Source organism: Limnohabitans sp. (assembly GCF_044361645.1).
Classification (GTDB): Bacteria; Pseudomonadota; Gammaproteobacteria; order Burkholderiales; family Burkholderiaceae_C; genus Limnohabitans_A.
Map to the genome: position 1 here is coordinate 1 of NZ_JBIKIL010000114.1, position 11901 is coordinate 11901.

5 protein-coding genes are annotated in these 11901 nt (G+C 54.7%); all 5 read right to left on the minus strand.

The features are described 5' to 3' along the window. On the minus strand, positions 1-2732 hold a 2732-nt coding region (gene drmD, locus ACIQ39_RS15455; RefSeq protein WP_396435498.1), incomplete at its 3' end, for a DISARM system SNF2-like helicase DrmD. Positions 2733-3216: 484 nt separating this feature from the next. Beyond that, positions 3217-4965 (minus strand): hypothetical protein, encoded by a 1749-nt coding sequence (locus ACIQ39_RS15460; RefSeq protein WP_396435499.1) that lies wholly within the window; start codon positions 4963-4965, stop codon positions 3217-3219. A 171-nt stretch (positions 4966-5136) separates the two neighbouring features. Further along, the gene (locus tag ACIQ39_RS15465; RefSeq protein ID WP_396435500.1) at positions 5137-5721 is read right to left on the minus strand and encodes a M48 family peptidase; all 585 of its coding nucleotides are present in this window, start codon (positions 5719-5721) and stop codon (positions 5137-5139) included. Between the two features lie 637 nt (positions 5722-6358). Further along, positions 6359-9562: a sacsin N-terminal ATP-binding-like domain-containing protein gene (locus ACIQ39_RS15470; RefSeq protein ID WP_396435501.1), complete on the minus strand. Its 3204-nt coding sequence runs from the start codon at positions 9560-9562 to the stop codon at positions 6359-6361. 40 nt (positions 9563-9602) lie between these two features. Continuing rightward, positions 9603-11901: helicase-related protein (locus tag ACIQ39_RS15475; RefSeq protein WP_396435502.1), on the minus strand; the 2299-nt coding region annotated here is incomplete at its 5' end.

Below are 11901 nucleotides of genomic sequence, written 5' to 3' on the forward strand. Positions count from 1 at the left end.
ACCCAGCGGCTGGGGGGTGTGAACTCGCTTTGCCCACCCGGAAAGCGCAGGCGCGCAAATGAGGTGAGCGCCTGACGCATGACCGGATGCCCCAAATGCAGGAGGACCGTGTCCAAGGAGGGACGGAACACCTGACGGCCATTGACCACATGTATGAAATGCTGGTTATCAAACACCAACCAGGGCATAGCACCGGCCACACCTTTGCGCGAACCCAACCGCAGGCTGTCATCCACAACGGCTTGCCAACGAGTTGGCAGGGGTGCACGAAGGCGCATGCGGCCCTGTGCGTCCGGGCCATCAAGTGGGTCTTGCGTGGCGCCTATGCCCAGCGCTATACGCAAGGTTTCTTGCAATGTTTGCGGATTCAAGTCCAGATCCACCAGCAGTTGCTCAAGCCGGGCGAGCTCCTCATGGCCCTGCTCCACCGTGTGGACCTTGGCATCGTCAGATGCACGCTGGCGGGTGCTGATTTCGCGCTCCAAGTCATTCAGAACGTCTTTGTCTTCGTTGAGCTCCAACATGCGCCGCTGGAAGGCTGCGTCGAACAGTTCGCCCACCGAGCCAAGGTCTTCGCGAATTTCATTGACCTTTTGCAGGACCCTGGCAACAAAGGCCAAGTCGGCATCGTCGTCGCTGGCGAAGTGGTAAATGGTGACGTCACGGGCCTGGCCGTGGCGGTCAATACGGCCGTTGCGCTGTTCCAGGCGGGATGGATTCCATGGTATCTCGAAGTGCATCAACAGGCGCGCCGTGTGCTGCAGGTTCAAGCCTTCAGAGGCAGCATCGGTCGCCAGCAGGATCTGTACCGGCGAGGTTGGGTCATTGAATGACAACTTGATGCGTTCGCGGTCGTCGTCATGCATGCCGCCGTAGAGTTGAATGATGGCGCCAGAGTCACCAAACTCGGCAGCCAAACGCTGCGAAAGGTAGTCCAGTGTGGTTTTGTATTCAGTGAAAACAATCAAACGCTCATCACGATTCCAGGCATCGGCGTTGCGCAGGCGCTGAGCGATCAAGTCTTTTAGTCGGTCAAACCGGGCATCCACCTTTGGCACTTTGGATACCACGGGAAGCTCGGTCAACTTGAGTGCACGCAAGGCGGCATCCACTGCTTCAACCTCAGGTGCCAAGGCGCCAAGGTAGGGCCGCATCCATGCGCCCACCACGCGGGTGGCATGCAGGCTGCGGCTGTCACGCTCCTGGTCGTCGTCAATGTCTTCTTGCACCGCCCGACGGGCGGCCAGAACTTCACTGGCGGTAGTGGCTTCGCTTTCAGCCAAACCAACTTTGAAGCGCAACCAGCTGTCTGCGAAGGTCACCGAGCTTGAAAGCAAGCGCTTGCGCAGTACTTCGATGGCGAAATTCAGCACCATGCGGGCCTCTGGGGCGGCAATGATCTGCCGCTTCAGGGCTAAGCAGAAGGAGCGGACCGCTATGGACAGATCCTTTTCGGCCTTGGCAAAGTACAGGGGCAAGGGCTCCAGGTAGCGGGTGGCGAAGCGCTGTGGGCGACCCGCCTCTTTGTCTTGGGTGTTGATCTCGCTTTTGAGGCGGCGAATCAATACATCGCCAATCATTTGCCGCTCTTTGTCAGTGAAGGCAGGTGTCCGCGTGAAGCGGACCGGGTCAAGTTGTTCCAACAGGCCGGAAAAGCACCGGGTATGGCCGTTGTGCGGTGTGGCAGTCAAAAACAGCCGATGTTCAAACCACGGCGTCAACAAGCGAAGCATTTCGGCCAGGTCACTGTCCTCGCCGAAATTGGACGGCATGAGGTTGTGCGCCTCGTCAACTATGAGCAGATCCCAAGGCAATTGGGCTCCCTGAAGGGCTTGGGTAGACCGGCAGTTGGCAATGAACTGCTCCAGTACATCGGGTTGGCGCAGGTAATGGTAGGAGGTGATGATGCGCGGCAAGGCGCGCCAGGGGTTGGCATCCAGCCCCATCTCTTTTTGCAGTTTGTGGGTGGCGGCCTTGTCCACAATGTCAAAGCCCAAGGAGAACTTTTCATCCATTTCCTGCTGCCACTGCGTGCGCAGTGAAGCCGGAGTGATGATCAGTACGCGCCGAATGCGCCGCTGCCGCACCAGCTCAGCCAGGATCAAACCCGCTTCCACCGTCTTGCCCAAGCCCACGTCGTCGGCCAACAATAGGGAGACGCGGGGCATACGCATGGCCCGCGCTAAGGGCACCAACTGAAAGTCGTCAGCACTTACGGCCCCATATACAGGTGCGGTGGGCACTGGTTCACCGCGTTTGTGGTGCGACTCAGCTGAGAGAAAGGGGGTGATCGCCGTCCAGCGGGTGGCACGTTGTAAAGCCAAAAACTCCCGCATTCTCATGGGCGCGTCGACATCCACGCGAGGGAGCGCGTTCGGCTCTAGCACCACGGGCTGGCGCTCGCGCTCCCAAAGCAAGGTCTCCTCTGCGTCGCCATCGGAGTCGCTGAACTCGATAGTGACCAAATGGAGCAGTGCAGAGGTTTTGCTGGCTGCGAAGGGCGCTACACCAGAGATGACACCACGACGATTACGAACTGTAGCCAGCATTCCCACTCTGGGGACATTTACTAAAACCGTTTCAGACATCAGATACCTAATGAAAATTGAACGTAAGCGAGGGCTCTTGGTAAGAGTCAGTTCAGATTGAATAATGAGCCAGATGGGTGCATGGTTGCCGATTCCCTTGCGAGCTATGCCGCTGAAAGCAGGTATGAGCAAAAAGCCATACATCGTGAACCTGGTCACAGCACTTTTCGATGAGTGTGTAGTGGTGCTTGACTGTTGTGATCATGAGTCTGTTGGGATGGCCTAAAGCAGAGTGCAAATACGGTGCCTGATGGAAGTCACATTGCAAGCTTGAAAAATCACCGAAATACTCGGTGGTCTTGTTAAATTGAATATTCGACACGATGCTCCCGAGATTGGCTTGAATTACCGCCAGGCTGGCTTATGTAGTACAAATTGCTGTCCTGGCGGGTAATTCTGCCCTGAAAAGGCGCATCTCCGTCAGAGACTCATCGAATTTCAATACATCAGAGAGACGAATCGTCTGGCCCGTTGCGCCCACTTCCATCTTCCGACATTTTTCGCGATCTAGAGCACGCTTCTTTACCAAAGAAGTCATTAAGTTTGAACATTCAAAGCCCCTTCGATTGAGCTGCGTCGTGAGAAATGCATTGTTGAATTTTTTGATTGGTTGGTGAGGAATTGCCACTCACCCCACCATCGCCCACATCTCAAGCGGCGACACCCCAATCGCCCCCCTGCCCTGCGCCTGCGCCAGCAGCTCGCGGTCTTCGGTGACAACCAGGCGAGTGGTTTGGGTGCCGCGATAAACCTCAGATTGCAGGTTTTCCAGAATGCGGCCATCGGCCCGGTCAGAGCCTTTTCCGCCAGAAAACCAAACCCGCAGGTTGTCGGTTTCGCTCCAGTGTTGGTCGTCAGGGCTGTCAAACCAAATGTCCGCTTCCAGCAGCGGGTGCAATGCGGTCAGGGTTTTGACCCGCTCTATCAGCAAGGCGCGGGCTTGGGCGGTTGGCCCCTGACCAACTTTGAAGTAACTGGCCCCAATGAGGGGTTTGAGCTTGGGCAAGAGGTTGTGGCCGTCGATCAACAGGCGGCAGGGGCGGGCGTGCCGCAGGCAGTCGGCCAGGTGCTGAGTGGGTGTGACGGGCGGGGAAATGTCTTTAGGGTCGGGGTGGTGTTCGGCATAGATGGCCATGACCTGGCGGTCAATCAGCGCATAGGCTTGTTGGCACAGGGGCAGGCCCCAGGCTTCGGCCAGCATGGTGCGTTCCAGCGCTTTTTTGTGGTTTTGCAGGGCGTCGATGTCGTGCAGGGTGTTCAGGGTCTGCGCCAATGCCCGCAGTTGGGGGGCTTGCGGCTGTAGGCTGGTTTGGTTCAAGCGGGCTTCGGTGGTGGCAATGTGGGTGGCCAGCGCCCGGATTTCTTCAGCCAGCTGGGGCAAGGGGCGCAGGGCTTCTTGCTGGGCGGTTTGAAGTGCGGCCAGCAGGCTGCGGGCCTGGGCCAGTTCTTCGGTGACTTGGGCGCGGGTGCCGTAACGCTTGTCCTGTTGCGCTTGCCGGGTCAGCATTTGTTGGGCGCGGTCCAGCGCGTTTTGATTGGCGGGCAGGCTTTCGGCCAGACTTTCGATAGGGGCCAGCCAGGGGGCCAGGCGGTGCTGCAGTCCGTCGGCAATGCCTTGCGCGATGCTGGTGCGCCATTGGCTTTGCAGGGCACCCAGCTCGCTGCTCAGGGTGTTGGCGCGGCTGGTTTGCACCGCCAGGTCGGTGGCCAGTTTGGTGCTCAGGATTTGCAGCTTATCGCGTTCGGCGGCCAGGGCATTGCGCTCTTTTTGGATTTGGCGATAGGGCGTGCTGGCCAGGATGTCGCGCTCTTGCTGCTCTTTGCTGAGGGCAGGCGCGGCAATTTTGGCGGTGGTGCCTGCTGGGCGTGGTGTGGGCGCTTGGTAAGGCGTGTCTTGCAGCACTGGGCGCAGGGTGTCGAGCAGCGGTTTGAATCGGAGCTTGAATGTGTCTTTTTCCTGCAGCTTGGCTTTCGCAGGGTCTTTGATGGGCTTGGCCAGTTCTTCATGGGCCATTTTGCGCACGGTTTCTCGGCTGTCCAGCAGCATGGCCGTGAGGATGGGCACACGGCCAAAGTGGTCCACCAGCGCGGGCAGGCCTTGCTGCAGGACTTTGTCGCTGAGCACGTCGATCAGCGATTCAGACAAGGTGGCCGTGCGCAAGATGTCCAGGATGGGCGGTGGGGGTGATTTGAGTTGCAGCTTGGCCAGCACGCGTTGGCGCAGCAAGTCTGTATTGGGCTTGTCTTGTTTTAGGCCCTTGAACAAGTCCGGCATTTTGCGAGCACCACTGACCAAGAGGGCATCAGGCATGTCCTCTATTGCGGCCTTGCAAAAGGCCAGCATCTCGTCGCTGAGAGGGTATTCGTCAAGGGTCATGAGCTAGGTTGTGTTTTTTCAATGATTATGGTGACCGCGCTTCTCATCAATACCCGGAAACCGATTGAGGTGGCGGCAAATCATGCATTCATGGGGAAGTCCTTTTAGATCTGAGGAAAACTCTGCCCATGAATTTAGCCAAGCCCGTTATTGGACTTCTTTGGGAGAAATTTAATCCTCCCAAGGACCAACCTGCTCCATCTCTGTCTTGTGTTGCGGGCACAAGGGTGGACCAAAGGTCAGGAACTTTTTGTACATGGGCACTTCAAAGCCACAGCTTTTGCAACGTGCTCGGGGACGTGGGGCAGAGATCTTACGGACATGGTGGACCTTCAATTGCCCATGAGGATAGGGTCCTAATGCGTCAGCAATTTTGACAAGTTGCTCTTTGAGTGCCTTGCCTGCGCTGGCACTTCGCATTGGCCCTTCAAGTCCAACACTGTGGGCAATCTTCTTGAACTCTTTGCCGTGTTTGTGCTCGCAATTGTCTACAGCATGAACCAATTCATGCACCAGTGTGTCTAGAACTTGTACAGGGTCACCAAGGGCCGGAGAAATGAAAATTTGATTTCTTTCATTGGTGCTGCTGCTGCGTGACCAGCACTGCCCGATGTGATGACTGCGAGTTCCGGTGCTGGCGAATCCGCAAGAGACTTGGCAGTCGTCCGGAACAATGTGGCGCTTTGCCGCAAAGATTGGTTTTAGCAGTTGAACAGCTGCAAGCAGCCATGCCTCGCGGTTTGAGAAGGCAGTCATGGTGGTCCTCAAAGTTAACAAACCACCATAGTGAAACTTCAGAAGCTCACGTCAAGAGCCACCAGGACTGTTCAAAAAATCAGGTGCGCTGACTTTTAGCTTTTTACCAATCCATCATCTTCAATCCATCGATGAGGTTTAGGGTTACTTGTTCCCAGCTGAGTAGTCACGCATCTCACTCGCGGCGGGAGGACTGTAACTGTGATCGTCCTGCCCGACGGCTATCTGGGCGTGATGCGCCGCGAAACTACGATTTCAATGTGCACGTTTTTTCTTGGCGCTTAGGCTTATGCCACATCGAAAGAATCACCTTATCGAAAATCTCCCCCATCCGTGGGGTACCCATTTGTAAGCCAATGGGCTCAGCCGTCATGGGGGTATCCTTAAGGGGCAGTAACCAAACCAGATTTATTCAGCTGCTTATCGCATCATTAGAGTGCAGGCAGGTACAAAAATCATACGACTGGATCTGCGTTTTCTCGCTCGATTTGTAACCTGCCACAATCAATTGACCCAGTATGACCTTGGCGAAGAGAACATACAACGGTCCAATTGACTTCAACACAGAGCCGCAAGGGTCCAAACGCTTTTAACTTTCGACATTGCAGCCCCTAGTGCAATCGATCATCCGAATCGTTCATGTTTCCGAACTGCCAGCGTCGGCTTCCGGTTTTACTGTGCTCAACACTACCTGTAGGTCAAAGAAATGCGTTCCGACGAAGTTGACAGAACGTTGCTCAGCAGCCAAGACCAACGTGACAGCAACCCTAGCTTCGACTTTTTCACTATTCACAGCGACGATCGCAGCCTGGACATCCTCATCGGATGTACTGCGCGCGAACTGATACATGGCAGCGCAGTTAGGGCATAACGCGAGCCTGTTTTCATAGAAGTGCTGAGCGAGCCCCTTCACCACTTGCACGGCCTCAAAGTAATACTCTCCAGTTCGAAGCTTAAACGGCATTTCGCTCGAGCAAGATTGACACACCATCTGCCCATGGGCATTCGTGTACTTCGCGCGGAGGTATGCCTTAGCCTCAGCGACGACGCTCGGCAAATTCGGTTGGATCGTGCGCTCTCGTCGCACGGCTGAGTTCTCGGGGGCGTTGTCTCGATGTTCCATCACACCTTTACGGCGTCTCGTTGGATTGCGCACCTCCTCTTCAGGTTGCTCGGGCCTTGCTGCATGCTGCTTGATGAGAGCTACCGCTGTCTTGGGATCGATGCCTGACTCGCGAACTGCCTTTGCTATCTCCGTGGCGGCTCCGAGCCCTTCGAAGCCAAACTCTTGCGCGACAAGTTCCTTGCTTCTGTACTCGGCGGACAGTCTTTGAATAGCCTCTTCGAAACCGATTGCACTCAAAAGTCCGTTTTGGTCATTGAATAAAAACCCGGGTGGTAGTTGATCACGGTTGATTTCCTGAGGTTTGTAGAAATTGCCATTGGCATCAGGTATCCATTTGTTAGCCTTGAGCCAGTAAATCAGTTGCGAGTCTGCTTCACGGGGGTTGTATTGACGGTTAGGCCGGAACCTAGCCTTAGATACTTCCGGGTCTGCGTTGATTAGGGTCCTCCAGATAAGGCGGCTGCTCTCTAATGTCGGCTTTCTGACAAAGGTATCGATGTGCTTGATCGTCCAGTCAACGTCGATTTTTGCATCCGACTGCCGCACTCCATATTGAAGCCAGTCGGCGCGAAGTTCGTCCCTAGCTGGGTTGTTGTAGGTATTCGTTTTAAAAACTGGGAGGTCGACTTGAATACCAAGTGCTTTGACGAACTCGATTAACACCTTCTTGGGTCTGATCTCCTCATATCCGCTCCAAAGCATTCGCTTGCCTCTGGCACCCGCAATCTCTGACAGCCCGGTCTCTTCAAAGGGCACGTCAAGAAAAAGGGACTTCATATCGGACCACTGAAGACCCTTATCAAGGTCAACTTTCTGGCCAATAAAGATCCTTTTGCCTTCGAAGATCCGGATCTTATGAGGAAAGGCCTTTTGAAAGGCTATGAAACGCTTCATGTGATCCAGGTGAGTCTTAGGCTCTGGAAACGTTTCTCCGCTGTATAAATCCAGTATCGATGTGAGTTCAGCCTCCTCATCAAATACGCGCACTCCTGCCCACTCTAGAAATTGCCGCGCTGCGTTCTTCTTTTGCTCCGACTTCCCAGAGGAGTAGGTGCCTGGCCTGACGAGTAAGACGTCCTTAGGTGCCAATGTCTCGTCAGTTGGCGGAAAGAAGGCCTCAGATGGTTTGACCATGCGAGTGTCGAGCCCAGCATCCACACGAATCAGTGCGAGGTCTGAAGCGTCGAGATATTGATTGTGTCGCATCGTCGCGTCATGGAGAAGCGCATAAAAACGCCTCAGCCACGCGTCGTCCTTGGTTGCAAGCCACCCCTTGAGGCGTTCGGGGCGCGTCGGGTCTTCCTCCCACTCCAAATTTGCGCTATTGCACGAAAGAGCGTCGCAAATCTCGTCCCAACCCCAGTCGTCAATATTAAGCGCACCCAAGAACTTGTCAGATCGCTGGTTGACCTGAGGAGGATTTGCGCACCACAAGGGAGCCGCCCTCTTGTTACCAGTTATCGTCACCAAGTCATCGTCGCTGACCAGATTGACTATGTCCGATGGTCCACGAAACAGGGTTTCGGCCATTCGATGAGATCCAGACTTTGTTGGCACTAGGTGCTTAGATTTGAAGACTTCGACAATTTGATCTCTAACGGGGGCATAGAACGGTGACAGATTGTCGTCACCTATCGGAAGAGCCTCAAGTGCCGCAACTGTCAACAGGCCGCGATCACGGATATCTTCCATAGAATCAGCAGCCAATTCGGCAAGTGCTGCGAGAAGTTGGTAATTCCCCGGACTATCCCGCACACTGTCGCGTGCCACAGTCGATGCGAATGGCGCGTGCAAATGGAATCGAAGATTCGAGGTCTCTTTTTCCGCTGGAAAATAGATGCAAACTCGCCCCGGACTCAGTGGAACAACCTGCCATCGCGACTTCTGACCTCGACCGTCGGTTTCTTTGAGTCCAAAAGCCATGGCAACTGAGCAATCCTTGCTTGTAGACTCGTCGTCGATAGTTACGACGTTTCGGTAGCGTAACCAGTGCGACCTACGTGGCTCACTTGCGGGACTTTGAACTCTAACCTCTATATGCTCACCCTTGCTCCCTGCTTGCTGTAAATCAGTAGGTACAACACGTTCTAGTTGCCCTTCAGAACCTGTTGGGAGCACGTAGCTGATCCGGCAAATATTTGACAGGAAGAGCAGGGTCGCATCGTCCAGCGCCTGCAAAGCGTTAGAAATCTCAGGAGTGGCTTGCAGATCACTCTTCTTTGGGTGATCGAAGGGAAAGACAAACTTCGTCTTAAACCTATTTGCACCGGGAGACGTTGACGAAATCAACTCCGGAACAACGAGATCACGAATGCGAAAGTGATACTCACCAGAGCAAATCTCAGGGGTCTGTGTGTACGCAAAGACCGCCTTGAAACCTACCCCAAACTTTCCGATTTCAGTCGGAGAGTCTGCCTTCGTGCTGTCACCTATGCTGGTAATAGACTCCACGTCCCGGGCAGAAAAAAGCCGTGAACCGTTGTGCTCGAAGATTAGAGACTGGTTGGTAAGGGTGAATCTCGCATGAGATGCCTTGGCATCCTCCGCATTCTGCAGGAGTTCGTAGATAAAGTGTGCGTTGTCGGGGTAAAGCTGCGTTAGCAATCGAAGAATACCCGCTTCAAAGCCCTTGTTTCGTCTAAGACCCTCAACATAGGCGAGTCGATCCGATCGGAGTTGTTGAAACGCCGTCTTGTCAAAACTCATTGTGCCCATCGCCGTTCCTTTGTGTAGACCCTGTTGGTTACGATTCTGCCTAGCCAGTTGGTCTCTCGACAACTAAAACGCCATGGACAACCACCTCGGCCACGATCTCCGCCTGCCCGGCTACGACCTCCAATTCGCAACGCCGCCGCTCAAAGTCTCGATTGGCAGCTTCGATCTGTCCCAACTTCATTCGCCTAATTCGAGCATCTGTTGCCTGATCGCACTGCTCTTCGAGCAGAGCGACTCGGGCCTGGTGAGATGACTTGAGAGATGTAAGCCGTATTTCGGCGGATCGCGTTACTGTTTCGATATGCTCGCTGCGGCTACTCATCCAAATGCGATAGTGGATGGCTTCCAGACGATCCTCTTCAGCGGCGTTCATGGGCTTAGCGTCTTCAGCGGTGACCGCATTTTCGAGGAGTTCCAAAATCGCTCTTGAATGTTCTTCGCTTTCGCATACGGGCTGGAAAGCGAAAGACTCCTTCACGCCAAGAATCTTCCAGCGATAGATCGCAAACGGATAGCGTCCAGGTGTGACGGTGGATGATGTGGCAGATACCGAACAAGATAGCGTTGCGGGGGAGTCTAGAGACTTGGCAGCCTGCCTTGCGAGCGGATGCGTCGGGGTGACAAAGGTTGTCGACCGATCTTCATCGGCAGTAGCCGGGTCAAAGGTGACTCTAAGGTACGGATCGCTTCCTTTGAGCCAGCGCTCCCAAGAAAGATCCACAGCGCTGCGCTGCGATATCGCTTTGAAGTCGTTAATCAGCTTGTTGCGCATCTCCTGATTGATCTGAACGCTCACTATGGGCTGGCGACCCTGTAGCTTGTAAGAGCGCCCCTCCTCAAATGCCGAGAGGTAGCGCTCGATTAGGTTGCGAATCCTGAGTGGCGTAAGCCAGAAGCTCGTTGCACTCTTAACAAGATCCTCATCTTGCTTCGGCACAGAGAGACCGAACAACGTGGTCTCCTGCTCCTCAAGGAGCATTTGCTCCTGCACCATGCGGATCTCGTTGTCTGCGAGCTGCTGAAGCCGAATTGCCTGTTCTTCCAATGTCAACTGAAGGTTCTCGGCGATTCCACGGATCTCGCGAGTCAGATCTCCTAGGATCTCCTCGCTCCCCCCCAAAGCCTGTCGAAACACGCCGATTCGGAGAAGACACCGCTCATAGATCTCAGCATCGACCGTGCCGGGCGTAATGAAGTTGAAGATCGCCACGGTTTCGCTTCGCTGGCCATAGCGATCAATACGTCCAATACGCTGCTCCACACGCATCGGATTCCAAGGCAAGTCGTAGTTGACGATGCCATTGCAAAACTGGAAGTCGAGTCCCTCGCAGCCCACTTCCGACGAAAGTAATACATCTATCGCTCGAGGGTCCTCTTTGGGGCGACTGAATCGACTGCGTAGTTCTCGCCGCTCTTCCTCGGGTACATCCCCGTGTATGAGGCCGATACGAACGCTCTCCCCTTGTAGCCTATCTACCAAATATGCCAGGGTATGGCGGAAGGTACTGAACACTAGGAGCTTGTTGTTTGCGAGATATTGCTTGTCCCGGACTACTTTGGCGAAAGCTGAAAACTTGGGATCATCCGAACTTAGGTTCTTGGCCAAGCGAACGAGCACATCGATGTCAGCGCGGAAATCCTTGAAAGCCTCGGCCAAGCCAAGCAAGTCCTCATCGCTGTCCGACTCGCTCATCTCGAGCCGGGATAACTGCCCCGACAGCATAGCTTCCAGGTAAGGCGCCAAACCAAACACGCAGCTCGCGACCTGCCTTCGGATCGTCGTCATCATGAACTGCAAATTCCGATCCCCATGTCGATGAGCAAGGATCTTTCCGACTAGGCTGAGCACGCCGCGATGCAGCTTATCCTGTTCTTGCGTGAAATCGACAGAGACCGTTTCCGGCTTGCGAGTTGTAAAACTGCCGATGTCGCGACGACGCGTCCGGTTAATGATTGGCGCAAAGGTATAGAGTGCTTCTAGATCGCGCACGACCTTAAGGCGGTCCTCAGTTCGGATCTCTTGCTGATCCAGGGAGTCAAGCAGTGGCTGAACGCGTGGATCGGCTGATAGCACTGATAAGCCCCAGTTCGTCCGTAGGGCGAAAGCGAGGCGCTCTCGAGCGACAGTCATCCATCCCGGGCTCGCATTGCGTGCTACTTCGATCGCCGCATTGATATGCGGATTAGGTTCAGCCATGTGATCGAAGTCCCGTCGACTAGGGAGCAAGTCCGGACGAACGAGTTGAAGAAGGTTGAACAAGTCGTTATCGCCAAGTTGGATCGGCGTCGCTGACAACAGGACCACAGCTTCCGCGTTGTCACAGAAGTACCTAACCGTT